Origin of the sequence: Oceanobacillus sp. FSL W7-1309 (assembly GCF_038002145.1) — a bacterium.
Taxonomy (GTDB): domain Bacteria; phylum Bacillota; class Bacilli; order Bacillales; family Amphibacillaceae; genus Oceanobacillus; species Oceanobacillus profundus.
The window spans coordinates 1,464,612-1,490,759 of record NZ_JBBOBX010000002.1 but is presented as its reverse complement, the minus strand read 5'-3'; the positions used below and the strand labels follow the sequence as shown (position 1 = coordinate 1,490,759).

Below are 26,148 nucleotides of genomic sequence, written 5' to 3'. Positions count from 1 at the left end.
TTAAACAATAATAAATTATTTTCAGAAAAATATTGATTTTGAAAGTTATAATATTATATACTTGTAATACAAGTTTGCAAAATATATCGAATTTATATTCGGAGGGGTTGGAAAAATTGAAAAAGTTAGTTATCCCAATTCTATTAATGTTAGCGCTTACGATTTCTGCTTGTGGGACAGCAAACAGTGGAACGCAGTACATCTCAATTGCAACAGCTTCATCAGGAGGTACATATTACCCGATTGGTGTAGGAATCGGAAACCTGTGGTCTGAAACCATTGATGGACTTAAAGCAACTGGACAATCCTCAGCTGGTTCAGTGGAAAATGTAGATTTGTTAAGGAAGAATGAGGCGGATTTAGCAATCTTGCAAGGTTTAATTGGAGCCCAGGCGTATGAAGGTACTGGTATTTTTGAGGATAATTCCTATAAGGATCTTCGGTCAATGGCAGTGCTTTGGCCGAATGTGGAACACTTTGTATTAATGAATAACAGAGTTAAAACTGGAACGATTGAAGATATTGCAGGTGATTCCTTTTCTGTAGGACCACAAGCAAGCGGTACAGAGCAATCAACATTAGTCATTATGCAAGGTATCGAATTAACAAAAGAGGATATAACTCCAGAATATTTAGGTTATGATGATACAATTTCAGCTATGCGTGATGGCCGTCTTTCTGGTGGGTCACTTCCAGCTGGTACGCCAGTTTCCGCAATTATGGATATGTATGCGAGCAAAGTGAATGCCAGTGTATTAGAAGTAACAGATGCCCAGCTGGACCAGATTAATAGTCTATCGAATGCGTGGGTTCGTTACGTCATTCCAGCTGACACTTATCCAGGAGAGAGCGAAGAGATTCATACAATTGCACAACCAAATTTTATCGCTTTATCAAAAGAAATGGATGAAGATTTGGTTTATGAGCTTACGAAAACAATGTTTGAAAACCTTGAGAAAGTACATGAAATTCATAATTCAGCTAAAGATGTTTCTTTAGAAACAGCATTAGCTGGTTTGCCTGCCCCACTACATATTGGTGCTTACAGATACTTTGAAGAGCAAGGAGTAGAGATACCAGAAGAGATTATTCCTGTCGAAGTGAAGGAATCTCAAAGTGAATAAGAACTACTTTAAAAAGAAGGATGGTGGACTTTATGGAAAATAAAAAAATGGCTACAGATACACAAAATGTAGATGCGGACAAAGAGGGTGGCGGTGGCGCTAGAAAACTGAAAGGAATGCAAGCTTCCATAATTGCTGTAGTTGCATTAGGTTTATCCTTGTTTGCTATCTATGTAAACAGCTTTATGAACATCCAGGAAATTTACCGCAATATTGTTTTTCTAGGGTTTGTCCTTATATTAGGATTTTCCTTATACCCGGCAATGAAAAAAGGAGATAAATCAAAAATATCAAAGATTGACCTCATTTGGATTATTGCAGGTTTGTCTGGAACCATTTATATTCTATTTAACTATATCGTCATTCATAGTGTTAGAATCTCTCAGGCGATTACAATCGATTATGTGTTTGCGGCAATTACAATAATTGCACTTTTGGAAGTGGCAAGAAGAAGTATTGGAATATTTATCCCACTGCTTTCGCTATTTGCAATTGTATACGCTTTATTTGGTCCATATTTCCCTGGGGTGTTAGGACATGCTGGATTTACATTAGAGCGTTTATTGTTCCGCTTTTATATGACAACAGAAGGTATTTTCGGTATGACTTTATCGATTGCAACAACCTATATTATCCTGTTTATCTTATTTGGTGCTTTTTTAAATGCGAGTGGTGCAAGCAAGCTATTCAATGATTTGGCTATTGCCCTAGCGGGACAGCGACGTGGTGGACCAGCCCAAGTCGCAGTAATATCAAGTGCGCTAACTGGATCATTAAGTGGTAGTGCAGTTGCAAACGTAGCTACTACTGGTCCATTTACAATTCCATTGATGAAGAGTATTGGGTTAAATTCACGATTTGCTGGTGCGGTTGAAGCTGCTGCGTCAACAGGCGGGATGATTATGCCGCCAATTATGGGAGCAGCTGCATTTATTATGGCTGGATTTCTCGGTGTTAGCTATAACATCATCATTATTGCTGCTATCATTCCTGCATTGCTTTACTATGGTGGATTAGTAATTGCGATTGATATTGAAGCTAAAAAGCGAGGACTTAAGGGGATTAGTAAAGATTCCATTCCACAGGTCTGGTCTGTTTTAAAAGAAGGAGGCGTACTGCTGCTTCCGCTGATTGTTGTAATCGGGACTCTATTGAGTGGGAAGACTCCAATTGTAGCGGGATTTTCCGGTATTATTTCTGCCATTATTGTCAGCTGGTTAACGAAGGACAAGACAAATCGAATTACGTTTAAAAAAGCTATCCAAACATTAATAGATGGTGCAAAAGGAACCATTCAGGTTACGGTTGCCTGTGCCTCAGTTGGTATTCTAATTGCTGTTATAACAATGACAGGTCTTGGATCTACACTTGCATATAATATAATCAATATTTCTGGTGGAAATTTAGCAATTATTCTATTGCTGGTTATGGTTACTTGTATTGTACTAAGTATGGGATTACCTTCAACTGCACTTTATATTGTAGTAGCAGTTACAGCAGCACCTGCGTTAATTGAGGCTGGTGTAAATCCAATTGCAGCACACTTTTTTGTGTTTTGGTTTGGTGCACTTTCCAATATTACACCACCCGTAGCATTAGCTGCTTACACGGCATCCGGAATATCTGGAGGCGATCCGATGAAGACATCCTGGACTGCTTTAAAGCTCTGCCTGCCAGGTTTTATTATTCCGTTTATGATTGCATACAATCCAATCCTTGTTATGCAAACGGCTACAGGTGAGTTAGCAACCTTTATGGAAGGCTTAATCGTTTTTGTAACCGCATTACTTGGCGTATTTGCTCTATCCATCGCGACATTCAATTACTTTAGTATGAAGCTAAATATAGTTGAACGAATTGGCTTTTTTGCGATTGCATTTTTACTTATTAAACCAGGGATCATAACTGATTTATTAGGATTAGGAATTGGAGCAATTATTTTAACGTGGCATATTTTACGAACGAATAAAATAAAACAAAAACAAAATACGGCTAGTGGTGATAAAGTGATTGGTGTTTAACTAAAAGAAGGAGGGGTATGGTTGAAAATTGAAAGAAAGAAAGTATCCGAATTGGTGCTCGAGGAATTAAAAGAGATGATAAAGGCTGGCAAATTTCCTCCGAACAGTCAATTGCCCTCTGAGAATGAACTCGTTAAGATGTTTGGAGTTAGTCGCTCACCTATACGAGAAGCATTAAGCGTATTAGCAGCAGGTGGTTTAATTGAGTCCAGGCAGGGTGGGAGAAGCTGGGTAAAAGAAGTGAATGTAGCTGAAATGTTAAAACAAGTACATTTTGAAATGATTAAAGTAGAAGAAGTACAAAATTTACTGGAATTACGTACCATTGTTGAATCAAATGCCGCTTATCTTGCTGCTAAGCGGCATAAGCAAGAGGATATAGTTGATTTAAAAGCAAGCCTTGAAGCGTTTAGTCAAACGGTTAAAGACCCCTATATAAATGGGTTTGAAGCTGATTATGCATTCCATCGAATTATCGTTCGCTCAGCTTATAATCCTTTTTTGACACAAACAATGGATAATATATCGGACCTCCACTTAAAAGCTGTCCAGTTTTCTTTATCCAAAAACCAAGGCTGGGAGGTTCGACGTAAAACCGTTTATGCTGAACATGAAAAAATTTACCTTGCGATCAAAAATCGAGATGCGCAAACTGCTATGGAAGCCGTTGCTGAACATTTAACGAATGCTCGGATTAAACTTGGAGATAAGCGTGTTACTGTAGAGGATAATACAAGTGAAATTCAGTAATTATATGGGAAATATCCATCATAATCGATTATATCTGATGAAATACGTGCAAATGTCTTAAATGGGTATTTGCATGTGTCCAGTGAACTGTCCACTAGACCAACAGCTGAGATGGAGGTAATTATTTGGAGTTTCAAGCAATACAAAAGAAGAAAAAAATCTATCAAACTATTATTGATCAAATTAAACATTCCATTGCTGAAGGAACTATTCAGCCTGGCGATAAATTACCGTCAGAACGCGCACTTGCAACGATGTTTAAAGTGTCAAGAACCTCTGTAAAAGAGGCAATGACTGTTCTGGAATCCTCTGGGATTATAACTGTCCGGCCAGGAGTAGGGATGTATGTGAACACGGAAGCTAATTACGGCACACTTCTTGAATTTTCCAACGTCATAGGTGACAACCTATATGATTTTATGAATCTGATTGAATTGCGACAGACGATCGAAGGAGACGCTGCTTTTTATGCAGCGAAACGGATTACGAAGCCCCAAAAAGAACGGTTGGAATCGGACTATGAAAATTTAGTAGTACTAAGTCTCGAAGGCAAGATTGCGATGAAAGAAGATTACCAATTCCATTATACAATTGTTGAAGCTGCAAATAATCCTGTCATGTTAGAGATTATTAAATTAGTAGCTGATAAGATTTTAATCCATTTACGTGAGAGCCGAGCGTACTCCATAACAGATGATTCATTAAATGCCCAGGTTATAGAAGAGCATAAGCAGATTTTTCGTGCAATTATAGAAGGAAGACCAGATGCAGCAAAAGAGGCGATGTGGAAGCATCATCAAGGCATTAAATTGCGCCATCAGCAGTTTCGTATAAATTCAGGAGGGATACGGAATGATTCATGACACAATCATCCAGTTGTTAAAAGAGATTATAAAGGATGAAAAGCGAATATTAACAGACAAAGTAGACTTATATAGTTATTCCTATGACTCCTCGTTTGGGTTATATCTCCCAGATGTAGTTGTTCAGCCGAAGGAGACAAAAGAAGTAGCTGAAATGATGAAGCTGGCAAATAAATACGAAATACCTGTCTACCCTCGTGGGCAGGGCACAAGTTTAAGCGGCGGTCCTTTACCAGTGAAAGGAGGGATTGTTTTTGATTTATCCAAATGGGATAACAAATTAATCATTGATGCTGAAGATATGGTAGCGGTCGTTTCACCAGGGGTTATAACAGCGGATATTAATAATGCCGCAATGGAAGCAGGGATGATTTATCCGCCTGATCCGAGCAGCTCAAACGTTTCAACGATTGGTGGTAACTTAGCCGAAAATTCAGGTGGCCCGCGTGGGTTGAAATATGGCGTTACGAAAGATTATGTCATTGGATTGGAGGTTGTAACACCAGAGGGAGAGGTAATTCGTACAGGTGGAAGAACTGTTAAAAATGTAACGGGCTATGACTTAACGAAATTAATCGTTGGTTCAGAAGGCACATTAGGGATTATTACGGAAGCGATATTACGTCTTTTTCCAAAACCACAAGCGACAAAAACATTGATGGCAGTTTTTGACGATATAGTAGATTCCGGTCGAGCAATTACAAATATATTGAGCTCAGGAATTTTGCCTTCCAAACTAGAAATAATGGATAACGCAACGATTAATGCCGTTGAAGCCTATGAACCACTTGGTCTGCCTATCGAAGCGGAGGCATTATTATTAATTGAATTAGATGGTCACCCAGCAGCAATTGAGGATGAAATTATTCGTGTTCAGCAGGTATGTGAATCTAGTCAAGCAAGTGAGGTGAGAGTAGCTAACACAGTGGAAGAGGCTAATGAGCTTTGGAAGGCAAGGAAACTTGTATCCCCTGCAATTGTTCGTGAAAAGCCTACAAAAATTTCGGAGGATGCAACGATTCCAAGAAGTAAGATTCCAGAAATGTTTAAGCGGTTAAAAGAAATTCGAGAAAAGTATCACATTCATTTAGTAGTATTTGGTCATGCAGGTGATGGAAATCTACATCCGAACATTATTGCTGATCAACGTGATCAAGAAGAGATGCGCCGGGTTGAAAAAGCAGTAGAGGAAATATTCGAAGCGGCTATTGAACTTGGCGGCACATTATCTGGAGAGCATGGTATTGGTACATTAAAAGCTCCGTTTATGGAAATGGAACTCGGTGAAATTGGACTGGATATGATGAAGCGAATCAAAGAAAGCTGGGATCCGAAAAACGTGCTAAATCCTGGCAAGATTTTTCCGGAGCCAGGTCAAAGGCTGGTGTTAACCAATGGCTGAGCTAGCATATGAAGAAACGTTTGATTGTGTACAATGCGGCTACTGCTTACCAGCTTGTCCAACATATATAACAATGGAGAAAGAAACGCACTCACCAAGAGGGCGAATCAACTTAGTGAAAATGGCAGCCGAAGGGAAAATTACGTATTCTGAACTAGAAGGACCAATTAATCTTTGCCTTGGATGTCGAGCATGTGAAGTGGTTTGTCCGACAAATGTACAATACGGGACGATTTTAGAATCAGCAAAAGAATTTATCGAAGAAAACAAGAAAAAAGAAACGCCAAAACGTGTGAAGTTATTTCGAGAATTTCTATTTAATAAAACAATCCCTAATAAGAAAATCTTGAATACTGTAGGCGGAGGAATTGCATTATACCAAAAATCCGGCTTGCAAAAGGTAGCACATAAAGCAAAAGCAACCAATATTTTACCAGAAAACCTACGTACGTTTGAGAAAATCCTTCCGAATGCAGAAGGCAGTATTAAACGCAGAAAACGGGAAGAATACTATCCGCCAATCCACCGTCCTGCATTTCGCATCGGATTTTTTACAGGATGTGTGATGGATACGATGTTTTCATCGATTAATACACAAAGCATTAAGTTACTCCAATTAGCTGGATGTGAGGTAACGGTTATTAAAGAGCAAACCTGTTGTGGTGCCTTACAAAGTCATAGCGGAGAAACGGAAATTACAAAAAGATTAGCGAAAGAAAATATTGAGGCATTTGAAAAACACAGCTTCGATTATATTGTAAACAGCATTGGTGGCTGCGGTGCTATGCTCGTCGAGTATGATAAATTATTTGCCGATGATCCGGAATGGGCGACCCGAGCAAAGCAGTTTGCAGAAAAGAATGTAGACATTAGCGTTATTTTAAGTCAGTTGAACCTACCATTTGAAAAGGAAATCAATAGAGCCGTGACATATCAACCATCCTGTCATATGAGCAATGTCCAGAAGCGGGTGAATGAACCGTTGCAATTATTAAAATCTGTACCAGGAATCACATACTTAGAGTTTCCAAAAAAGGATATGTGTTGTGGATCAGCGGGCATTTACAATATTGTAAATTATAATGAATCGATGGAACTTATTGATGAAAAGATGAAGCACTTGACCACTATAACACCAGAAGTAATTGTTACAACAAATCCGGGCTGTCACCTGCAGATGAAGGTTGGGGTGGAGCGAGAAGGATTGACGGATCAGATTCAGGTTGTTCATTTAATAGAATTATTGGCGGAAGCTTGTAAGGTTGAAGGTTGAGATTTATTGCTTGAGATTAATTAAATAAAGAGCTCTGGCATGGAACCAAAGAGAAATTATAAGCTCTTTTGCTCTACTAAGTGTGGTATAAGAAAATAAAAATAATTATATTTTCAATACAACACCTTCGAGGTAAGGCCTATTTATCCACTTTAATATAGCTAAGAGGATTCCTGGAATTTTTTAAATTGAAAAAACTTTCCACCTTACCGATAATAAAAAAGGAGGGAGTTGGCACTATGGCTGAATTTTATTTTAAATCAAATGGTAAGTTCATTGTCACCGTGGAAAATGGTTATCTGAGATGGAAAAGGAAAGGGTTTCAAAATTACTTAAACCAAGGTTCTAAAGGAGAGAAGAGTATACCGATCAAGAGCATAACGGCAATACAAATAAAAGAACCGCGCTTAACAACTGGATATATTCAATTCGCATACAGTGGAGCATCTGAAAGTAAAGGCGGTGTTTTAGACGCGGTCAAAGATGAAAACACCATTACTTTCTTAAAAAAAGAATTAGATCAGGCTATTGAGTTGAAGAATCTACTAGAAACCTTGCAAAATGAAGACAATTCGGTTATCACTAAATCAAGTGACGCTGAAGAACTAATTAAATATAAGCAGTTGTTGGATGATGGTATTTTAACTCAGGACGAGTTTGATGCTAAGAAAAAACAAATACTAGGATTATAAGCATCTCATAATGAGGTGCTTTTTATTATTGTAATAAGAGAATCGTTTGCAAGGGACACAATTGTACCCTGTACCAATCTAAATCCTTATATCCTTCGAGATTATGCAGTAAATGTAATGATTAGGGAGAGGTGATTCGTATTGGGCTTGAACCAACGACCTCTACCCTGTCAAATTAGTTTCTGAAGTAAATTAGAAAAAATGAATTCAAAGAAGTGCAGTTTAATAGGGGTTTGGGAGGCTTGAAAATCAAATAAGTTAAATAAATTTAAGCCAGAAAACTAATTCTGTGACTTTTTTGTGACTGATAGGTAAGCAAGTGGTCTGTACTAATATAAAGAACAGTTACTGTATATAACAGCAAATATCTTTTCCCTATGTTATTAGCATAATGAATGATACTTAATCATGCTACTTTTTTATTTGGTGTGTATCATTGAAGTGTTCTATTTTGAGATGTATTTTAAAAAATACATCTCAAATGATATTAAAATTGAGTAATAAAATTGCAATTTAAAGTCATCTAAATTGACCTATACTCAAATTTATTAGTTGTGGCTAACAATCGAGGTGCGTTCAAAACAGACGGCTTTTATCATATTGTTTTCCTTTTTTAAGATTATTAATAAATCATATTATAACTTTGTGAAATATTGTACTTAAACTAACGTGGCAGGTTAGTTTAAGAACTATTGAAAGCAGTCGGTAAATTTTTATTGCATTTATATCGTATAACACGATATAATCTATTGAAACGATGTATTGGAGGTATTTTATATGATTGATGAAATAAACAGATATTTTTCTAACATTTACTTTGAACTTCACCCAGTACAACAAGAATCCATTTCTCACCAAAGTGTCCGTATATTACAAATGGTACATAAAAAGCAGTTTGTAATGGTTCGAGATATTGCAGAACATTTATCTATATCACATAATACTGCTTCGGAACACGTGAAAAAGCTAGTAAGTAATGGATGGCTATATAAAGAAAGATATGAAAAAGATCAACGTAAGGTTTACTTACATCTTACGGAACTTGGTGTAAAGATAGTAAGGAAAAACACAGAATTAGATGAAGAAAAATTACAAGCAGCACTTGATAAGTTATCAGATAAAGAAAGGATACAAATTGTTAAAGCCTTTCAATTACTCAGTGAGGTATCAAAATAAATGTATTTATTCATAAAAATTGTAAGCTCCGCAGCCATTATTGGCATAGTTACCGAATTAGCAAGAAGATTTCCAGTGTACGGAGGAATTATAGCAGCTTTACCTTTAATCAGTATTCTAAGTATAATTTGGCTTACTGTACAAGGAGAATCCACAAAGACTATTAATGAGTTTACAGGTGGTGTGATAGCAGGTCTTCCAGCAACTATTGTAATGCTCTTGATAATTTATATGGCATTTAAACATTCTATTCATTTATCAGTAGCGATTTTATTTGGAGTTATTGGCTGGGGGTTCTTTTTAATCATTCAGAAATATATAATCGAAATATTCTTCTCCTAGAAAAGTTTTAAGTTCTTTAGCTAACTGGTGCAAAAATTGAAAAGAGCAACGAGATATTTATTGCGTTGCTCTTCAACAATCTAAAAATACTTTCTATAAAACTCTTGCCTAAGTCTCCCACTTAATTGAGCATAAATTCGTGTTGTTTCGCTTTTCTCGTGCCCTAGAAGACTTTGGATAACTTCAAGTGGAGCACCATTATTCAAGAGATGAGTAGCGTAACTGTGCCTTAATTGATGAGGATGAATGGTTTTATTAATTCCAGCACGATTAGAAATACGTTTAATTATGTATCTCATTTGAGCAATACTCATCCTATGTGGAGATCGTTCTGTAACAAATATAGCAGAATCATTGTCGTTCCTACTATTTAAGTATTTATTCAGCCATATATCAAAACGTATATTGAAATATACCTCTCTTTCTTTATCACCTTTACCTCGAACAATTGCCGATTGACTTCCCCAATTAATGCTGTTTCTGTCAAGTGTCACGATTTCTCCAATACGACACCCAGTTGAAAACATAAATTCGAATAAGGCTTTCTCCATTGGAGTAAAACAAGCATCTCGTAAGTGCTCAATCTCTCTTTCTGTTAAGAATTTTGGGATACGTTTCCCGATTTTTGGTTCTTTTATTTTACTAGCAGGGTTACTATCAATGATCCCTTCCTCGTGTGACCAACGAAATAAGGATCGGATAAATCTTATTCGATGAGACAAACTTGATGGCTTCAATTCATTGCTTGATTCAGCTAAATATTGCTTTAGATGCTGGGTTGTAATGTCATTCATTTTGGTATTACCTAAAAAGTTAACTAATAGCTTCGCTTGAAGTCTATAAGCATTTAAAGTTTGTGGAGAAAAGCCCTCAATTCTCTTATCTGCTTCATAAGATTTCGTAGCTTCTAACAACAGCAAATCAAATCACTCCCTAATTAGATTTATAACAAAGCATATCCAATCATCGGAATAAAATAATTTTCTGAATAATTTAGGGTGTTCTAAATAAAAAAGTGGAATTTAATGTTAAAATAAAAATATGTTATTAAGCTAAAGGGGCAGGTTAGTAGAATAAACGGTATTGAACTAACCTTATCTTAATAATGATTCATAAGTGCTGTAATTTGAAAGGGTGATAACGTGAACATTAGAAGAAACAAAAAAATAGAAGTTAATAAATTAATAAAAATATGGTATGAAGGTTCCTTAATAGCACATGACTTTATTGATAAGGATTATTGGAAATCACAGCAAAAGGATATGGAAGGAAAATATCTTCCAATGTCTGAAACCTATGTTATAAGTAATGAAATAGAAATTGTGGGTTTTGTATCATTGGTAGATGATTATTTGGCTGCACTGTTTATTGATGTTAAGCATCAAGGCCAAGGATACGGAAAAAGATTATTAAACTTTATAAAAGAACGAAGGGAAAATATACAACTGAAAGTGTACAAGAAAAATAGGAACGCCGTTAATTTTTACGTGATGAATGGTTTTGTAATAAAAAAAGAATTATTAGATGAACAGACTGTTGAGGAAGAGTTTTTAATGGGATGGGAAAGAGTTTAAGCTCCATTGGTTAAATCATATTATTACATAAAATAATCTCTTATTGTGCTAGCGGGTGCCATAGTTAAAGAATGAAATTGAACGGCAGTTATTGTGATAAAGCGTCAGGAGAGTTTCATAAAGAAAGATGGGGAGAAAAATGCAATACTTAAAATATAGGATGAAGTATTATGTGGCTATAATTGTGGGTTTGTTAATAGGCTTTTTAATTGCCCAATTGTTATTTGAAACGCCAGATTACCTAACTGGATTTATTGTTGCAACAATTGGGTTGGTAATAGGGGAATCTGTTGTTTCTTTTAGATGGTTACGTCGAAGCAAAGGTGCAGGGTTGTTTAAATAATGGTAAATAGTTTTGAAAAATAAACTGGTGAAGGTGGAGGTTATTATTAGACGATTTATGGTCATTTTAATGGTTATAGCTATTTTTTTCATATCTGCTTGTAGTGAAAAGGATAAGATAGACCACTTCTCTTCTAAAGAAGAAACTTTGGAACATTTTAGTGAGAAAGAAGATATTGAAGGGAATATTGATTTAATTATAACGACAAGAGGGGAAAAGTTATTAGTAGTACAGTCGAGAGAGGATGTATTTTTTGTTGGAGAATTAATCGAAGACAAGGAAGGATATTACGCAAAGAGAATATCAGACAGTGTTGGAGTAGGGATAGGTGCGAGTTGGGAATTAAATACAGTAAATAAAAATAAGTACACAATATTTTTTGAAAAGAATAAAGAAGATGCGTATTACATAAAGTTCTCTAATGGCGAATACGACATCTCCCTTGTAGAAGGACATACGATAAGTGAAAACGACTTAGTTTTAACAAGTGCGATAAAGGAAGTTGAAACAGTAAAAGATAAAATCAACTAACTGGTGCGATAGTGACTGAAGGAGATCAAAGTGAGATCGCCTTTTTCTTATGGTTAAAATCTTGATTTTATTATTGGAATATTATGTTAGTATTTAGGTAGAAGTTAAAGCTAACGGTAGGATTATTGAATAAGTCGAGTAGTAAAAAAGGGAATGAATAATCTGAATATAAAAATATTGTGTTTTAAGAAATTTAAAGGGAAAGAAAAGCCTGTTGACTATGTTAATTGGGCTTATAGTCTGTGGGAAAATGAAACTCGAACACCATCCGTAAATATCCTCGCTTCATTGAGAGAGCCACTAAATATTTTTGAAGTAGAAGACTATTTTAATAGAGCTTTAGGTGAATTAGGTATAAAGGAGCCTTCTTATGAAGAATGTGCAAAATGTTATATACGTTATTTATTAATGCAAATAATAGATGATCATAATAAAGCAATAAACTTGGCATATGAAATATATGAAGTGGTTCGTGAACACTTTACTAATGAGGAATTAGAGATATGGTTTGAAATAAGTGAAATGATAGATGACTTTCGTTATGGCGATAATATAAATAAATTTACCGAAGACTTCATAATAACTATTATTGTACAAGAAGCAAAGAAACAATTAATTAGCAAGTTCTTATTGAGCTAACGGGTGTGATAGTTAAACAAGGTGATTATTATATTTGATCGCTTTTTTCTGCTGGAAAAATTCAATAAAATGTTTAAAATATTATGCTATCATCGAAGTATAAGCTGGCAGGATAGTTAAAGTTTCGCTTAATGAAACAGTTATGTAATTAACAAATGGAGTGGGGGCAGATGCTGCTATCGATTCTGTTGGAGGCGCTGATGGGAATGAATTAGCTTTTAGTGTCCTCTGTAATGGCAATTTTTTAACAATTGGTCTTTTATCTGGGGTACAAGTAAATTGGGTAGAGATTGTAAACAAGGCAAAAGTAAATGCTAATATATTTCATTTACGGAATTGGAATAAAAATGTTTCAGCAAATAAATGGCAAGAAACTTTTCAAACGTAAAAAAGGCTGTTGAGGTTGTAGAGTCTTCTAAAACAACCAAGGGAAAAGTATTTTTAACAAGTTATTAAGTCTTATTAAGCAAACTGTTGCTTTTCTTGAAAAAAAATTGCAACTAGTGTCATTAAAGGGGTAGGTTATGTAAGAAGGATTGCAGGAAAATCATATGCAATAAATAGGCATACTTACTTAACAAACTATGTAAGGAGATAATAATTTGAACATTTTAACTTTGAGTCTAAGTTATTTAATTGGCTCAATCTCATTTGCTTTAGTAATCGGTAAAATATTTTATAAGAAAGATATTCGTGATTACGGTAGTGGTAATCTTGGCGCAACTAATGCTTATAGAGTTTTAGGCATAAAAGCAGGATTTATTGTTGCAATTGCTGATATATTAAAAGGTACATTTGCTTGTTTACTTCCCCAAATACTTGGTTCTACAGTTAACCCTATTGTATGTGGTTTATTAGCCATATTAGGGCACATATTTTCTGTTTTTGCTAGTTTTAAAGGTGGAAAGGCTGTTGCGACAGCAACTGGAGTCTTCTTGTTTTTGACTCCTTTAGGTGTTTGTGTTGGTTTTGTTGTGTTCGTGTTAACTTTGCTATTTACTAAGTATGTATCACTAAGTTCAATGTTGGCTAGTATAGCATTATTCATTTACAGTCTTATATTTGAAGATAAAGTTATCATAGCACTTTCTCTCCTAATAAGCGTATCAATAATTGTTCTACATCGACAAAATATAAAGAGAATTGTAAATGGAACAGAGAACAAAATAGTTGGAAATTAGTTATTGCTTGTTAAGCTAACTGGTACAAAAGTTGAAGATGTAATGAATAGCACCTATTTCTTACTTTTGGAACCAAATATAAAGAAGAGCAAGTAACCCTGCTCTTCTAAACGAATTCTATTGGTTGAATATAAATTCTTCAGTAGCGATGATCATTCTTTCATTTGTTGTTGGAGTGATTTCTACTATTTATTTTTATTGGTAACAGAGGGAATCGAAAAGCGTATAATACGTAATTGCTTATTAAGTAAACCAGCTAATAGAAGCTCGTTGGATACTGCACTATAGGGTGCGATAATTCAAGAAGGATTATCGCATTTTTTGTCGAAGTAGAGGGGTAGGATAGTTTAAGTACGTCTGGGGTCTGTAGCAAAATTATACAAGAACATCACAGGGGAGATATTAAATGAATAAAGGAATATATGAATTTATAAGTGAACAACAGTTAAAAATGTATGCAGAACTTGCTGTTCGAACAGGTGTAAATCTGCAAAAAAATCAATTATTGATTATTCATAGTGATATACAAAATGCTACGTTTGCACGTCTAATCCAAACGGTAGCATACGAGGCAGGAGCTTCAAATGTATTTATAGATTGGACAGATGAACAGTCAACCAAAGAATTTTACTTAAATGCAGCAGATAGTATCATCGATCACTTTCCAGATTGGCAGGCTGCCCGTTTTAAGGAGTGGGACGATGCAGGTGCTGCTTACATCCATATTATTTCTGAAAACTTAGATGTCTATAAGGAGGTTTCTACAGAAAGGATAAGTCGTTTCCAAAAAGCTTCTCGTACGAAATTGAGGGATTATTATGCGAAAATTAGATCCCACGAGGTACGCTGGTGTCTTCTAGCTGTCCCGTATGTTGTATGGGCAACTAAAGTATTTCCTAACCTAAGTAAAGAAGAAGCTTTACAATCATTATGGAAATTAATTTTAAAAGGATCACGGGCAGATGGGGAAAATCCTATAAAAGATTGGGAGAGTCACAATAGAGCCTTCGAGTCTCGAAAAAAAATCCTAAACGAGAGCCAATTTGAAGCCTTGCATTTTACAAATAGCGGTGGAACTGATTTATTAGTTGGTCTACCTAAAAATCATCACTATATCGGTGGGGGTGTCATAGATGAAAATGGAATACCTTTCTTTCCGAACATTCCTACGGAAGAAATATTTACTGCTCCCCATAAAAATAAGGTAAATGGCAAATTGGTAGGTACTAAACCTCTTATCTATGGTGGAAGTGTCATCGATGAATTTTATCTAATTTTTAAAGATGGACGGATTACCGACTATTATGCCGCAAAGGGACAGGAAGTGTTACAAAATATCATCGAAACAGACGAAGGTTCACATTATCTAGGTGAAATTGCCTTAGTCTCTAATAAATCTCCTCTTGCTCAGGCAGATACTCTTTTTTACAATACCTTATTTGATGAAAATACGACCTGTCATATTGGAATCGGAAATGCATCTCCCTCCAATATTCAAAATGGCATTGACCAATCTGAGGAAGAGTTGAAGGAAGCGGGTCTGAATAATTCACTTTTGTTAGTTAATGTAACCTTTGGTACCGAAGATATGAAAGTAGTAGGCATTAAAGAAGGTGGAACTGAAGTCCTGCTAATGAAGGATGGGGATTTCCAATTCTAAATTGTCTACAACTTAAAAACAGAGAAAACTGGTTTCTGGTGGATTAGATTTAGTGCTAGTTATAGTGAAAACAAACTGGGCAGCATTCCTGTAACAAATGAAGATTATGGGTTATGTTTGTGAAAGAATGTACTTAAACAAACGGGTGCATTACTCAAAAGTGACTATCTTGTTAAAGGGATGGCAGTCGAAGATTAGTGGGACGGAAATGAGAATAATAAAATGTGATTGTGGACTATAAATGATCGGGGTGGAAATTTAATGAAAAACAAGGATACTATTTATGATATTGTCGTGCATACTGTCAATTTAATTCTATTGGGAGCTATCGGTTTTCTTGCGTTTTTCTCTGTGGTAAATATTAGCCCACACCGAGACCCCGTCTCTGACATGTTTGGATTCGGTACAATTATTTTCCTGACTGTAATGTGGGCAATCAATTACTGGTTCCAATTCAAGAAAAGAAAATGGATTCTCCCAATAGCCGGAACCGTCCTTTTCGTCGCCATCGCTTTGTTTATCCTGGATGTGGGCATACCATTCTTATACGACACTTTTATTAGATAAGCCCGCAACCATATAGAATAATAGAAGTAATAAATATTGTTTTTATCATTCTACTTTACTAACCGGTGCATTACTGATAGAAGGATAATGCTCCTCCTTATTCAAGTAACGCAACAGAATAAAAATAGCTTTGAGAGGATGATTAAAATTATAATTGATATTATAATTTTAATTGCACTTCGGTTAATACTCTGTTTTTTCAAAATAAACACATCCTATGTAATACCTAATTTAATAGAATGGGCTACAAAGTTCATTCTTCCTTGGATAACGTTGTATCGGATAATTAGGTGGTTAAAAGTATAGAAAAAATAAAATAACAACTTATTCAAGTAACTGGTACATAGAAGATATTTTACTGGTGGGGCAGGGTAGCCGAAAAACATTCCGTAATAATTTAACCCTGAAAAACATAGGAGAGAGTAAGAAATGATAAGAGTCGATGTAACTTATCCATTTATTTATCAATGAGGATAAGAAAAAAATCCTTATGGTTAATAACAAGGGTGGAGGTTGGTCTCTCCCTGGTGGTGCAATGGAAAAAGGAGAAAATCTAGAACAAGCAGTTATTCGAGAGGTCAAGAAAGAAACAAGTTTAACAATTGAAGCTGGAGAAATTATAGCTGTCAATGAAGCTATATTTAAAGACAAGGGAATCACACTATATTTATAACATTTAATGCAAAAGTAATCGAAGGAGAAATTTCCATTATAGACAAAGACGAAATTTCAGAAATAGAATGGGTATCCATACAGAGGGCTAATGAATTAATGCCTTATCATCTTAATGGAGTTGACAGGATATTCAAAGCCTCATCTCTTTATACATTTCAAGGATAATAAACCCCGGCCCATCTTCAACGTTAATTCAAGAAGGATTAACGTTATTTTACGTAGAAGTAAGACATTTTTATGAAAAGAGTGGTTTCCAATCTTGCGACAAGGGATCTTTAGTAGCTTTCGCTATGTTGAGTTAGATGCATTAGTTTAAAAGGCATTTTGTTATGAAAAAACATAAAATAGGGAGTTGCACTTTAGACTAGGTGCAACATTTTATATAAAACAATGCGTATTCAATTAAGCAACAATTTCTGAATTATAAAAATATGAACTTAAAGTAACGGGTGCCTATGTTGAACAATGGGGTTGCTGCGGCAAACCTTTTTCTTATTCGACTAACTTGGAAAGATTGTTTAATAGTGAAACTATTTGTTTTTTAATCCGTACATAAGTTTAGGGGACAAATAATATATGGAGGTTTAAAAATATATGCAATACATTCTTATAATCATAGCTTTTCTTATAATAATAAATGTAACGGCTAAGGTGAATAAATTAGAAGGTCGCATAAAAAGAATGCAATATACCTTAGACCAAGTAACCAAACAATCGGGTCTGCCTGAAAATCCAATCAATGATGAACTACGTAAACTAATAAAAGAGGGCGAAGATGTAAAAGCAATTAAAAAAGCAAGAGAAACTTTGGGTCTTTCACTGATAGAGGGTAAAGAATATATTGATAAGTTGAAATTCAATGATTGATAATTCTTGATTTACCCACAAAAGCACAAAACGAAAGATCGGATATGTTTTTAATTTAACCAAACAGTTGAGTATAAATTGAGAAGTTTGTTATATTTAACCATATGGTTAATCAATATGAAGATAACTTAAATGAAATTTTTCATGCTTTATCCGATCCAACAAGGAGAGAAATCGTTTATATGATGTCTCAAAAGGAGAGGACAGTTTCAGAGTTAGCAGAGCCTTTTGACATGTCTTTAGCAGCTATTTCTAAACATATAAAGGTTCTTGAACGAGCAAATTTAGTGGAGAGGAATGTAAGAGGAAGAACGCATATATGTAGATTAAACGCAGCGTCATTGTCTCAAGTTTCTGAATGGCTTCGTTTTTATGAGAGGTTTTGGAGTAATCGTTTTGACCCTCTTGAGAAAGAGTTAATAAAGGCACAAAAGAAAGAACATTAAATTACATAAAGGAGTTTTTAATATGAACAACTATTCAACAACCACTTTAACAATGGTCAGAAATTTTGATGTGAAATCGGAAAGAGTTTTTGATGCATGGTTAAACCCAGAAATGATGAGAAAATGGTTTTTTACATTGGAAGGGACGAATAAGGTTGCACAAAATAATCCTGTAGTAGGCGGTACTTGGGAAATTGTTGACCATCGACAAGGAAAAGATTACCGTGCGATTGGGGAGTACCTCGAAATTGATCCTCCGAAAAAAATCGTGTTCACTTTTAAGATGCCTGAATTGACACCAGAAGGATTCAGCGAATTAGCAGATACGATTACAGTTGAGCTAAAAGAACTCCAGCAAGGCTGTGAGATGACTTTCACACAATTGATCCATGTTATTCATGAAGAAAATTGGACAGAGTCCGATATCGAAAAAGCTCATGATGAATGGCGTGATAGCACTGAACAAGGCTGGTATTATATGTTTATGGGTCTTAAAGAATTATTGGAGACAGGAAAAATTAGCTATAAAGGTTAAAAATCATTTTGGAGTTTCGAGATATATAAATCTACCTAAATAATAGGAAGACATTAAGGATACTCTATTAATGCCAATAATAATAACAAAAATTAATCAATAACGTGTGCTATTCTAAAATATAGGGGTGAAAAAAGGACTTCACGCATTAAACTTCTTGGAGGAATTTATGGTTAATAAAAGATACTTTTCAATTGGAGAAGTTTCTAAATTAAAGGATGTTATAATAAAAGCCTTGCGTTATTACCACGATATTGGCTTGCTTACGCCTGCCTACATAAACCCCGAAAATGGTTATCGGTATTATACAATTAACCAATTTTTTTACCTTGATATTATAAAAATATGTAGACAGGGTAATGTAAGTATTAGTGAAATTAAAGATTTATTTACTAATTCCGATACCAATTATCTTAAGTTTTACTTGGAACAGAAAAATGAAGAAATTCAGATGGAAATAAAAAAACTAATACAGTTTAGTAAACAAATAGAAATATTAAAGAAAGCTATTCATACATCTGAGGATGATCTTATGAATAAAGGCTTTAATATGCAGACCTTCGAAGAAAGATACCTTTTTAGTTCACCTACACAGGGTGGAGTACTTGATGAAATGCAGTCATTCGATAAATTAGATGAAGAATTAGAAAGATTTATAATGAATACATTCCAGTACGGACTAATTTATTCACGTCATAATGATATTTGGGCTATTAGTGATGCATTTCGTATAATAACAGCAGATGATTCTATTATGCTTAAAGATAATCCAAGTGTATCTAAGTTACCAAAGGGAGATTACTTAACTGTAAATTGTACAAGAGAAACTGAAATCGAAACATTTCAATTAATAAAAGAATATTTGGTGAAAAAGAGTTTGTCGTGTGATAAGATTTATTTATTTTATTTAGTTACAGATGTCTTTAATCAAAATAAGGGAGTGTAATATTAACTGTGTAAGTAAGAATGCGTACGGTTCTTGCTTACACATTTTTTTAATTTTGATAGAATGGAATTAAATTGATAGGAGGTTATGTAATGACGAAGTCAAAGCGAGACCCGAAATCAGTTAAGTTGGCAAATAAAATTATTGAAGACTATCAACCAGAGTCAGTTGAAGATATGCAAAATGCACTCAAAGATATATTTGGTCCTATGTTTGAAACAATGTTAAAGGGCGAGATGAATAACCACTTAGGATACGATTCGAATGATAAAGGAGAAAAAGAAACCGAAAACAGACGCAATGGGTATGGAAAGAAAACGATCAAAACAGCTTCAGGAGAAGTAGATATTAATATGCCCCGTGACCGTGACGGTTCCTTTAATTCTGAACTGATACCGAAGCGTAAGAAGGATGTTTCTGCCATTGAGGGTAAAGTGATCTCCATGTATGCACGTGGGATGTCGCAGCGTGATATTTCATCAACGATTGAAGATATTTATGGTTTTTCAGTATCTCATGAAATGATATCCGATATTACGGATCAAGTGCTTCCTGAACTGGAGGATTGGCAAACCAGACCGTTAAGTGACTGTTATGCATTTGTTTTCGTAGATTGCATGTATACAACCATCCGCAATCAATATGAGGCGAAGAAATATGCTGTCTATACGATTCTGGGTTACACAATGGAAGGGAATAAAGAAATCCTTGGCTTATGGTTAAATGAAACGGAAAGCAAACACAAATGGATGCAGATTTTCGATGAAATCAAGGCGAGAGGTGTCGAAGACATTTTCTTTATATCCATGGATGGTGTGAGTGGTTTGGAAGAAGGAGCACGTGCGATTTTCCCTGACGTAATCGTTCAACGATGCATGGTTCATTTGATTCGTAACTCCGTCAAATATGTTCCCAGCAAGGATTATAAAACATTCACCAAAGCCTTAAAGAAAGTTTATGGTGCGCCAAGCCACAAGGCTTGCCTAAGTGCCTTTGAATCCTTTCAACAGCAATGGGCTGCTTATCCAGGGGCAATTGATGTTTGGACAAGAAACTTCCACCATGTCGAGCAGCTTTATGATTATGGAAGTGCCATTCGTAAAGTTATGTACACCACCAACGCAGTTGAAAGCATCCATTCCAGCTTCAGAAAAGTAACCAAAAAAGGAGCATTCCCTAACGAGAACGCTCTACTAAAAGTATTATTTTTACGAGTCAAAGAACTCGAAACCAAATGGGAAGGTGGCCATATCCAAAACTGGGCAATGGTTATGAACCAACTACTTCTCCATGGAAATCTAAAAGAGAGGGCTTTAAAATATCTTGAGTAAGTTTAGAACTTACACACTTTATTTGACAAACCCCAAAATAATCACTTTTCGCAATTTCAAATTAGTTTAAAGCCCACCCCCTAGCTAAGGTGGGCTTTAAACTTAAAATTTGTATTCATAAATAAAGTTTGTATTCTCGAATCTTCCTTCAGGTAAATTAAATACAGTTAATTCTTCCTCTAGGCGTTTAAAACCATTACAGTCGTAGAACCCATAGTTACTTATTGTATCTGTATATACATAGATTTTATTAACTTTTGTGTTTCTAAAGTAAAAAAATAGCTCATTCAATAATTTTTTTCCTACCTTTTTACCTCTCGACTTTTCAGAAACGGCAAAGAATTCTAAACAGCCTTGAAACTCATTTTCTTTTCCTCTAATTAACTTGCTATATGCATCATTAGTCTTTGAAGTAAATTCGACAAATAAGTTTCTTTCGATGTCGTTTAGATTTAAGATTTCTAACAGTTCCTTTGTATAATCCTCTTGTAATAATCTATAAGATCTTATCTCATCAACTCTTGATCCAAAAATTACACCAATGACCTCGCCGTCTAGTGTAGCTACTCTCCCGAAGGTACTTTTGTTTAATATCGGATTTATAAACATTAGCGTAATTGCTGCATCTAGTATATCTTCGTTTTCTACCTCTTCTATAAACCCTTTAGCAAAGGCCTCAGCAGTAATTACTTTAATAGGTTCTATGTCCTCTTTTTTAATGTCTCTAATTTCTAAGTTCATTTTGAATTCCTCCTTTAAATGATTAACTTACAAATAGAGTTTAATGTCTACCCTATAGGGGAGAGTCAAGAGTTTCTTTTTAATTTTCTTAGAGAATATATGCATTTCTATTATTCTACAACAATAATGTCCTGTTAGTTTAAGTGCATATTAACCTTACCATTTAATTGCAATATTTCAAATAATAAATCTAAATTAATGTAACTAATTATAATTTACTATTCCTTGGTCAAAATTAAAAGTAGACCACTTGCTTACCTTTACTAATAAGGAGGTAAGCAAAATGATAGGATCTATTCAAAAATATAAGAAAAAACAAGGGATTAGATATCGATATACCGTTGATCTCAATCAAGATGGGGTGCGTAAACAGAAAAAGAAATCCGGTTTTCTACTATCTAGCCGAGTCATCACTGAACTTAAAGAACACCGAAGAAATCAGGAGGGTCAGAAGAAAGCGGCTGGAGAAATGTACCAAGATCAAGATTTAGTTGTTTGTACAGAAAATGGGGCGGTCCAGGATCCGGGAAATTTGCTGCGGGTTACAAATAGAATCATTAAGCAGGTGGTGTACGTATCATTCGCTTTCACGATTTAAGACATTCGCACGCATCCATCCTGTTATCAGGAGGTGTAGATTTAGTCAAAGTTGCTGCACGTATGGGACATACCAGCCCCAAAACAACCTTGGAAATATACGCTCACCTTGTTCCTAACAACGATTATGATGTTGCCGATGTGTTTGAAATGGCTCTAAAAAATTCTGTGACTGATTTGTGACTGCTAACCAAATTGGGGTGAAAAACAAATCTTTACTATAAAAATAAAAAAGCCTGTACTCCTTGATATACAAGGGATACAGACCTCTGTTTTATGATGATTCCGATTGGGCTCGAACCAACGACCTCTACCCTGTCAAGGTAGCGCTCTCCCAGCTGAGCTACGGAATCGTATGTACGATTTGTACTTATTACTATACGTGTAAAATGCCGTCCTGTCAATATTAATTTGCTTTATTAGAGACTTGCTAAAAATACGACCAATCAGCAACCAACCTTCTGATTTAAAACTCTAAAAAACTCGAATTTTGCATAAACCGGATTATACCTCAGCATTTGCTAGCTTTTAATAGGCATCTTCAATCAAACTACCCACAGCATACCTCATCATGAATAATCTGTAAATTCCCGCCTTTATCAATTTTGACGAAATGGAAGCTTATTATTAATCTTATAGAGTACCAATTAAATAGCGCAGGAGGTGAGAGCATCAATACAAATGGAATTGCAGGAATGAATGCAGTAGCTGAAATTGAAACAGATTTTCATTTTCGTAAGCCAACCAAACACGATGGATCAGTGGTTTGGCAACTCATAAAAAATACAAAGGTACTTGATTTAAATTCGTCATATAGTTATTTAATGTGGTGTGAGATATTTTCTGATACATCCATTGTGGCAGAAAGAAACGGGGAGATTGTTGGGTTTATTTCCGGGTTTTTTCATCCGAATACAACGGATAAATTATTCATTTGGCAGGTTGCTGTTAATGAATCTGAGCGCGGTAAAGGTTTAGCAACAAAGATGTTGTACCAATTACTGAACCGTACAGCATGTGGAACCGTTCAATACATTGAAGCAACAGTTTCACCTTCAAATAAACCGTCACAATCATTATTTAAAGGTCTTGCAAAAAAGCTTGAGACAGATTGCAACATCAGTGATTACTTTCTCTCAGAGGATTTTCCAGCTGAAGGACATGAAGATGAATTGCTATTCAAGATAGGTCCAATAAAAAATAAAAGATAAAGGATGATTTGGTGACTACAGCTGTATTAAATGATGCGAAAATGAAAACATTTGAGGAATTAGAGTCTGCTGTAAGAAGCTATAGCAGAGGCTGGCCGACAGTTTTTAATAAAGCAAAGGGCTATAAACTTTGGGATACAGATGGCAAGGAGTATATTGATTTTTTTGCCGGTGCAGGAACAATGAATTATGGCCATAATGATGATACGATGCAGCAAAAAGTGATTGAATATATCCAAAATGATGGCATTATACATAGCCTCGACATGGGTACAACTCCAAGAAAAGAATTCCTTGAAAACTTTAAAGAAATTATTCTTACACCACGTAAGCTTGACTATAAAATTATGTTTCCGGGTCCAACTGGAACAAATACAGTAGAAAGTGCTTTGAAAATTGCTAGAAAGGTAACAGGACGTGAGACAGTTATAAGCTTCACAAATGCTTTTCACGGAATGACGATTGGTTCTCTTTCTGTGACAGGTAATTCCTTTAAACGCCATGGTGCAGGTGTGCCACTCCATCATTCGGTATCTATGCCGTTTGATAATTATGTGGAAAATCATGATTCCATCGCCTATTTGGAACGGTTTTTAGAGGATAGTGGAAGTGGTGTGGCATTGCCAGCTGCTATTATATTGGAAACGGTACAGGGAGAAGGTGGCATTAATGCTGCGCGAATCGAATGGTTACAAAAGATAGAGGAACTGTGTAAACGCTGGGACATTTTATTAATTGTAGATGATGTGCAGGCAGGAAATGGACGTACGGGTACTTTCTTTAGCTTTGAACCAGCTGGTATTGAACCGGATGTTGTTTGTCTTTCCAAATCGATCGGTGGTTTTGGTCTGCCAATGGCAATTACATTAATCAAACCGGAACATGACAAATGGGGTCCGGGTGAGCACAATGGTACTTTCCGTGGAAATAATTTAGCGTTTATTGCAGCGACGGAAGCATTAAGCTATTGGAAAAATAATGACTTCGAAAAAGAAGTTCAGGAAAAAGCAGAAATTCTAAAGACTGCTGTAAGTACTATAATTGAAAAATATCCTGAACTGATTGGAGAAGCAAGGGGCAGAGGATTGATGCAGGGAATTGCAGTAGAGGAAGAGGGTCTAGCAACTGAAATTTGTGCAGAAGCATTTCAGCGTGGCTTAATTGTAGAAACTTCCGGTCCTAAGGATGAAGTCGTTAAATTCCTGCCACCGCTTATTATTGACAAAGTGGGATTAGAAAAGGGATTTCAGCTATTAGATGACAGTATTAACTATGTCTTGAACAAATAATGAGGGATAAGAAAGGGGAATGCGCTATGATCGTTAAATCATTAGAGGAAATTATTGGAACAGAGGATGAAACTTTCAGTGAAAACTGGTCGAGCCGTCGATTTATTTTGAAAAAGGATGGCGTTGGCTTTAGCATGAACGATACCATTATTAAAGCTGGTACGGATAACTTTTTCTGGTATAAAAATCATATTGAAGCAGTTTATTGCATTGAAGGTGAAGGGGAAATTGAAAAAGTGGAAACTGGAGATGTTTTTCAAATTAAGCCTGGAACAATGTATTTGTTGAATGATAATGATAAGCATCGTCTTCGTGCACGTACACAAATGCGAATGGTTTGTGTGTTCAACCCGCCATTAGTCGGAACAGAAACACATAATGAGGAAGGGTATTATCCGCTTTTAGTTGAATAATAATTTGTTTTAGGCCATCTGATACATGTCAGGTGGCTTTTCAAAGGTTAGGTCCTTTTTAAAATCCATCGTAAAAGTCTGCTCTAAGTAGAATGTTAATCAGCGTATATCCTTTGTGCTATTTCGCTAAAAGTTGTCAGATGAAGAACAAAAAATAGGTGAACAATGCTATGATGAATAATACACAACATCACACAGGCAGAGGGTGTCTATTTTGGGAACGATATTTTTATTTATCACAATTATTTTAGTTGCTTCTATTCTTCAAACGAGCACTGGGTTCGGCTTTTCAATAATGGCTACACCATTCTTGCTCATGTTATTTTTGCCTCAAGAAGCAATTCAGATAAATATTATTTTATCTTTAATTATTTCAATTGCATTAGTCTATAAAATAAGAAAAGATATTGATTTTAAGATTGTAAAGCGATTTACGCTAGGAAGCTTAGCTGGTATCCCCGTTGGTGTTATCCTAATTATAACGATTGAAGATATGAACGTTTTCAAGCTGGGAATCAGTATCCTTATTCTGCTATTAACTGTATTGTTAATGCTAAACTTCAAAGTAAAACCAACTCCAATCAGAGATTTCATTGTTGGCGGGATATCTGGAGGGTTAACAACAAGTGTTGGAATGCCTGGACCGCCATTGTTGTTATATTTTACTGGAACAGATACGGAAAAAGCAAAGCTGCGGGCAACGACTTTAGGATTTTATCTTTTTATTTATCTTGTCAGTCTTATTACGCAAATCATCTTTACGGGTACAAATAAAGTTATTTGGGAATCGAGTTTATATGCGGTTCCGTTTGTGATTTTAGGATTATTCCTAGGGCAGCTACTTTTTAAATGGATAAATCAAAAGATTTTTAGGCTATTTACATACATTCTATTGTTATTTACAGGTGTCTTTCTGTTGCTGGAGAGTTTATTTTAAGGAATCTGGAGTAAGAATTTTA

29 protein-coding genes, 1 tRNA gene and 2 pseudogenes are annotated in these 26,148 nt (G+C 35.4%); 29 read left to right on the top strand and 3 right to left on the bottom strand.

The window, feature by feature from the left end; genetic code table 11:
- Nucleotides 1–116: 116 nt before the first annotated feature.
- The 9 genes from NST46_RS19990 to NST46_RS19950 all read left to right on the top strand — a co-directional run bounded on the left by NST46_RS19990 (nucleotide 117) and on the right by NST46_RS19950 (nucleotide 9,643).
- Nucleotides 117–1,124 (top strand): TAXI family TRAP transporter solute-binding subunit, encoded by a 1,008-nt coding sequence (locus NST46_RS19990; RefSeq protein WP_118888753.1) that lies wholly within the window; start codon nucleotides 117–119, stop codon nucleotides 1,122–1,124.
- Nucleotides 1,125–1,156: 32 nt separating this feature from the next.
- Nucleotides 1,157–3,145 carry a TRAP transporter permease gene (locus tag NST46_RS19985; protein WP_251660482.1) on the top strand — a complete coding sequence of 663 codons (1,989 nt, stop codon included), beginning with the start codon at nucleotides 1,157–1,159 and terminating at the stop codon, nucleotides 3,143–3,145.
- Nucleotides 3,146–3,166: 21 nt separating this feature from the next.
- Nucleotides 3,167–3,895 carry a FadR/GntR family transcriptional regulator gene (locus NST46_RS19980; protein WP_118888754.1) on the top strand — a complete coding sequence of 243 codons (729 nt, stop codon included), beginning with the start codon at nucleotides 3,167–3,169 and terminating at the stop codon, nucleotides 3,893–3,895.
- Nucleotides 3,896–4,020: 125 nt separating this feature from the next.
- Nucleotides 4,021–4,758 carry a FadR/GntR family transcriptional regulator gene (locus tag NST46_RS19975; RefSeq protein WP_251660478.1) on the top strand — a complete coding sequence of 246 codons (738 nt, stop codon included), beginning with the start codon at nucleotides 4,021–4,023 and terminating at the stop codon, nucleotides 4,756–4,758.
- Complete coding sequence (locus tag NST46_RS19970) at nucleotides 4,748–6,160, top strand: FAD-binding oxidoreductase (RefSeq protein ID WP_341137647.1); 1,413 nt, start codon at nucleotides 4,748–4,750, stop codon at nucleotides 6,158–6,160. The genes NST46_RS19975 and NST46_RS19970 overlap by 11 nt, the downstream gene beginning before the upstream one ends.
- A complete protein-coding gene (locus NST46_RS19965; RefSeq protein ID WP_118888756.1) occupies nucleotides 6,153–7,433 on the top strand; it encodes a (Fe-S)-binding protein in 1,281 nt (426 codons plus the stop codon). The genes NST46_RS19970 and NST46_RS19965 overlap by 8 nt, the downstream gene beginning before the upstream one ends.
- 239 nt (nucleotides 7,434–7,672) lie before the next feature.
- Nucleotides 7,673–8,125, top strand: a complete 453-nt coding sequence (locus NST46_RS19960) for a DUF4429 domain-containing protein (RefSeq protein WP_251660474.1) — start codon at nucleotides 7,673–7,675, stop codon at nucleotides 8,123–8,125.
- Nucleotides 8,126–8,902: 777 nt separating this feature from the next.
- Nucleotides 8,903–9,301 carry a MarR family winged helix-turn-helix transcriptional regulator gene (locus NST46_RS19955; protein ID WP_303447981.1) on the top strand — a complete coding sequence of 133 codons (399 nt, stop codon included), beginning with the start codon at nucleotides 8,903–8,905 and terminating at the stop codon, nucleotides 9,299–9,301.
- The gene (locus NST46_RS19950; RefSeq protein WP_303447980.1) at nucleotides 9,302–9,643 is read left to right on the top strand and encodes a DUF3147 family protein; all 342 of its coding nucleotides are present in this window, start codon (nucleotides 9,302–9,304) and stop codon (nucleotides 9,641–9,643) included. It begins immediately after the preceding gene.
- An 80-nt stretch (nucleotides 9,644–9,723) separates the two neighbouring features.
- On the opposite strand, the gene NST46_RS19945 is transcribed toward NST46_RS19950, so the two are convergent.
- A complete protein-coding gene (locus NST46_RS19945; protein ID WP_340003191.1) occupies nucleotides 9,724–10,563 on the bottom strand; it encodes a tyrosine-type recombinase/integrase in 840 nt (279 codons plus the stop codon).
- A gap of 222 nt (nucleotides 10,564–10,785) precedes the next feature.
- Here NST46_RS19945 and NST46_RS19940 point away from each other — a divergent pair, with 222 nt between their 5' ends.
- From NST46_RS19940 to NST46_RS19875, 14 genes and pseudogenes are all read left to right on the top strand, one after another.
- Entirely contained in the window at nucleotides 10,786–11,217 is a 432-nt protein-coding gene (locus tag NST46_RS19940) for a GNAT family N-acetyltransferase (protein ID WP_303447978.1), read from the top strand.
- Between the two features lie 172 nt (nucleotides 11,218–11,389).
- A complete protein-coding gene (locus NST46_RS19935; protein WP_303447977.1) occupies nucleotides 11,390–11,560 on the top strand; it encodes a hypothetical protein in 171 nt (56 codons plus the stop codon).
- Nucleotides 11,561–11,572: 12 nt separating this feature from the next.
- Nucleotides 11,573–12,091: a hypothetical protein gene (locus NST46_RS19930; protein WP_341137646.1), complete on the top strand. Its 519-nt coding sequence runs from the start codon at nucleotides 11,573–11,575 to the stop codon at nucleotides 12,089–12,091.
- 153 nt (nucleotides 12,092–12,244) lie between these two features.
- Nucleotides 12,245–12,730 (top strand): hypothetical protein, encoded by a 486-nt coding sequence (locus tag NST46_RS19925; protein ID WP_251660463.1) that lies wholly within the window; start codon nucleotides 12,245–12,247, stop codon nucleotides 12,728–12,730.
- A 148-nt stretch (nucleotides 12,731–12,878) separates the two neighbouring features.
- Nucleotides 12,879–13,186, top strand: a pseudogene (locus tag NST46_RS19920) (alcohol dehydrogenase); the annotation flags it as partial.
- 146 nt (nucleotides 13,187–13,332) lie between these two features.
- Nucleotides 13,333–13,911 carry a glycerol-3-phosphate 1-O-acyltransferase PlsY gene (gene plsY, locus NST46_RS19915; protein WP_095309430.1) on the top strand — a complete coding sequence of 193 codons (579 nt, stop codon included), beginning with the start codon at nucleotides 13,333–13,335 and terminating at the stop codon, nucleotides 13,909–13,911.
- Nucleotides 13,912–14,317: 406 nt separating this feature from the next.
- Nucleotides 14,318–15,571 (top strand): aminopeptidase, encoded by a 1,254-nt coding sequence (locus NST46_RS19910; protein ID WP_303447962.1) that lies wholly within the window; start codon nucleotides 14,318–14,320, stop codon nucleotides 15,569–15,571.
- Nucleotides 15,572–15,832: 261 nt separating this feature from the next.
- On the top strand, nucleotides 15,833–16,138 hold the full coding sequence (locus NST46_RS19905) for a hypothetical protein (protein WP_118888761.1): 306 nt from the start codon (nucleotides 15,833–15,835) through the stop codon (nucleotides 16,136–16,138).
- 429 nt (nucleotides 16,139–16,567) lie between these two features.
- Nucleotides 16,568–16,978, top strand: a pseudogene (locus tag NST46_RS21895) (NUDIX hydrolase).
- A 429-nt stretch (nucleotides 16,979–17,407) separates the two neighbouring features.
- Complete coding sequence (locus tag NST46_RS19895; RefSeq protein ID WP_341137644.1) at nucleotides 17,408–17,680, top strand: hypothetical protein; 273 nt, start codon at nucleotides 17,408–17,410, stop codon at nucleotides 17,678–17,680.
- Nucleotides 17,681–17,784: 104 nt separating this feature from the next.
- Nucleotides 17,785–18,126: an ArsR/SmtB family transcription factor gene (locus NST46_RS19890; protein ID WP_341137643.1), complete on the top strand. Its 342-nt coding sequence runs from the start codon at nucleotides 17,785–17,787 to the stop codon at nucleotides 18,124–18,126.
- Nucleotides 18,127–18,148: 22 nt separating this feature from the next.
- Nucleotides 18,149–18,661, top strand: coding sequence for an SRPBCC family protein (locus NST46_RS19885; protein WP_118888765.1), 513 nt, complete (start codon nucleotides 18,149–18,151; stop codon nucleotides 18,659–18,661).
- A 169-nt stretch (nucleotides 18,662–18,830) separates the two neighbouring features.
- Nucleotides 18,831–19,607 carry a MerR family transcriptional regulator gene (locus NST46_RS19880; protein WP_341137642.1) on the top strand — a complete coding sequence of 259 codons (777 nt, stop codon included), beginning with the start codon at nucleotides 18,831–18,833 and terminating at the stop codon, nucleotides 19,605–19,607.
- A gap of 92 nt (nucleotides 19,608–19,699) precedes the next feature.
- A complete protein-coding gene (locus NST46_RS19875; protein WP_251661683.1) occupies nucleotides 19,700–20,938 on the top strand; it encodes an IS256 family transposase in 1,239 nt (412 codons plus the stop codon).
- Between the two features lie 102 nt (nucleotides 20,939–21,040).
- On the opposite strand, the gene NST46_RS19870 is transcribed toward NST46_RS19875, so the two are convergent.
- A complete protein-coding gene (locus NST46_RS19870) occupies nucleotides 21,041–21,679 on the bottom strand; it encodes a GNAT family N-acetyltransferase (RefSeq protein WP_341137641.1) in 639 nt (212 codons plus the stop codon).
- A 283-nt stretch (nucleotides 21,680–21,962) separates the two neighbouring features.
- Between NST46_RS19870 and NST46_RS19865 the strand changes: the two genes are divergently transcribed.
- Complete coding sequence (locus NST46_RS19865) at nucleotides 21,963–22,277, top strand: hypothetical protein (protein ID WP_118888768.1); 315 nt, start codon at nucleotides 21,963–21,965, stop codon at nucleotides 22,275–22,277.
- A complete protein-coding gene (locus tag NST46_RS21890) occupies nucleotides 22,256–22,459 on the top strand; it encodes a tyrosine-type recombinase/integrase (protein WP_118888769.1) in 204 nt (67 codons plus the stop codon). The genes NST46_RS19865 and NST46_RS21890 overlap by 22 nt, the downstream gene beginning before the upstream one ends.
- 97 nt (nucleotides 22,460–22,556) lie before the next feature.
- Here NST46_RS21890 and NST46_RS19860 read toward each other — a convergent pair.
- A tRNA-Val gene (locus NST46_RS19860) sits at nucleotides 22,557–22,629 on the bottom strand.
- A gap of 342 nt (nucleotides 22,630–22,971) precedes the next feature.
- On the opposite strand from NST46_RS19860, the gene ectA reads away from it, so the two are divergent.
- The 4 genes from ectA to NST46_RS19840 all read left to right on the top strand — a co-directional run bounded on the left by ectA (nucleotide 22,972) and on the right by NST46_RS19840 (nucleotide 26,126).
- A complete protein-coding gene (ectA, locus tag NST46_RS19855) occupies nucleotides 22,972–23,487 on the top strand; it encodes a diaminobutyrate acetyltransferase (protein WP_118888770.1) in 516 nt (171 codons plus the stop codon).
- 41 nt (nucleotides 23,488–23,528) lie between these two features.
- Complete coding sequence (ectB, locus tag NST46_RS19850; RefSeq protein ID WP_341137764.1) at nucleotides 23,529–24,776, top strand: diaminobutyrate--2-oxoglutarate transaminase; 1,248 nt, start codon at nucleotides 23,529–23,531, stop codon at nucleotides 24,774–24,776.
- Nucleotides 24,777–24,802: 26 nt separating this feature from the next.
- The gene (locus NST46_RS19845) at nucleotides 24,803–25,189 is read left to right on the top strand and encodes an ectoine synthase (protein WP_095309412.1); all 387 of its coding nucleotides are present in this window, start codon (nucleotides 24,803–24,805) and stop codon (nucleotides 25,187–25,189) included.
- 214 nt (nucleotides 25,190–25,403) lie between these two features.
- Nucleotides 25,404–26,126, top strand: coding sequence for a sulfite exporter TauE/SafE family protein (locus NST46_RS19840; RefSeq protein ID WP_095309410.1), 723 nt, complete (start codon nucleotides 25,404–25,406; stop codon nucleotides 26,124–26,126).
- Nucleotides 26,127–26,148 lie beyond the last annotated feature (22 nt).

What these genes read in the sequence shown, in the direction of transcription:
- NST46_RS19890 (WP_341137643.1), top strand. Translation starts at nt 17,785, where the DNA reads ATGGTTAATCAATATGAAGATAACTTAAATGAAATTTTTCATGCTTTA.
- NST46_RS19965 (WP_118888756.1), top strand. Translation starts at nt 6,153, where the DNA reads ATGGCTGAGCTAGCATATGAAGAAACGTTTGATTGTGTACAATGCGGC.
- NST46_RS19875 (WP_251661683.1), top strand. Translation starts at nt 19,700, where the DNA reads ATGACGAAGTCAAAGCGAGACCCGAAATCAGTTAAGTTGGCAAATAAA.
- NST46_RS19905 (WP_118888761.1), top strand. Translation starts at nt 15,833, where the DNA reads ATGAAAAACAAGGATACTATTTATGATATTGTCGTGCATACTGTCAAT.
- NST46_RS19970 (WP_341137647.1), top strand. Translation starts at nt 4,748, where the DNA reads ATGATTCATGACACAATCATCCAGTTGTTAAAAGAGATTATAAAGGAT.
- NST46_RS19865 (WP_118888768.1), top strand. Translation starts at nt 21,963, where the DNA reads ATGATAGGATCTATTCAAAAATATAAGAAAAAACAAGGGATTAGATAT.
- NST46_RS19880 (WP_341137642.1), top strand. Translation starts at nt 18,831, where the DNA reads ATGGTTAATAAAAGATACTTTTCAATTGGAGAAGTTTCTAAATTAAAG.
- NST46_RS19960 (WP_251660474.1), top strand. Translation starts at nt 7,673, where the DNA reads ATGGCTGAATTTTATTTTAAATCAAATGGTAAGTTCATTGTCACCGTG.
- NST46_RS19845 (WP_095309412.1), top strand. Translation starts at nt 24,803, where the DNA reads ATGATCGTTAAATCATTAGAGGAAATTATTGGAACAGAGGATGAAACT.
- ectB (WP_341137764.1), top strand. Translation starts at nt 23,529, where the DNA reads ATGAAAACATTTGAGGAATTAGAGTCTGCTGTAAGAAGCTATAGCAGA.
- NST46_RS19895 (WP_341137644.1), top strand. Translation starts at nt 17,408, where the DNA reads ATGCAATACATTCTTATAATCATAGCTTTTCTTATAATAATAAATGTA.
- NST46_RS19985 (WP_251660482.1), top strand. Translation starts at nt 1,157, where the DNA reads ATGGAAAATAAAAAAATGGCTACAGATACACAAAATGTAGATGCGGAC.
- NST46_RS19925 (WP_251660463.1), top strand. Translation starts at nt 12,245, where the DNA reads ATGAATAATCTGAATATAAAAATATTGTGTTTTAAGAAATTTAAAGGG.
- ectA (WP_118888770.1), top strand. Translation starts at nt 22,972, where the DNA reads ATGAATGCAGTAGCTGAAATTGAAACAGATTTTCATTTTCGTAAGCCA.
- NST46_RS19955 (WP_303447981.1), top strand. Translation starts at nt 8,903, where the DNA reads ATGATTGATGAAATAAACAGATATTTTTCTAACATTTACTTTGAACTT.
- NST46_RS19885 (WP_118888765.1), top strand. Translation starts at nt 18,149, where the DNA reads ATGAACAACTATTCAACAACCACTTTAACAATGGTCAGAAATTTTGAT.
- NST46_RS19910 (WP_303447962.1), top strand. Translation starts at nt 14,318, where the DNA reads ATGAATAAAGGAATATATGAATTTATAAGTGAACAACAGTTAAAAATG.
- NST46_RS19870 (WP_341137641.1), bottom strand. Translation starts at nt 21,679, where the DNA reads ATGAACTTAGAAATTAGAGACATTAAAAAAGAGGACATAGAACCTATT.
- NST46_RS19950 (WP_303447980.1), top strand. Translation starts at nt 9,302, where the DNA reads ATGTATTTATTCATAAAAATTGTAAGCTCCGCAGCCATTATTGGCATA.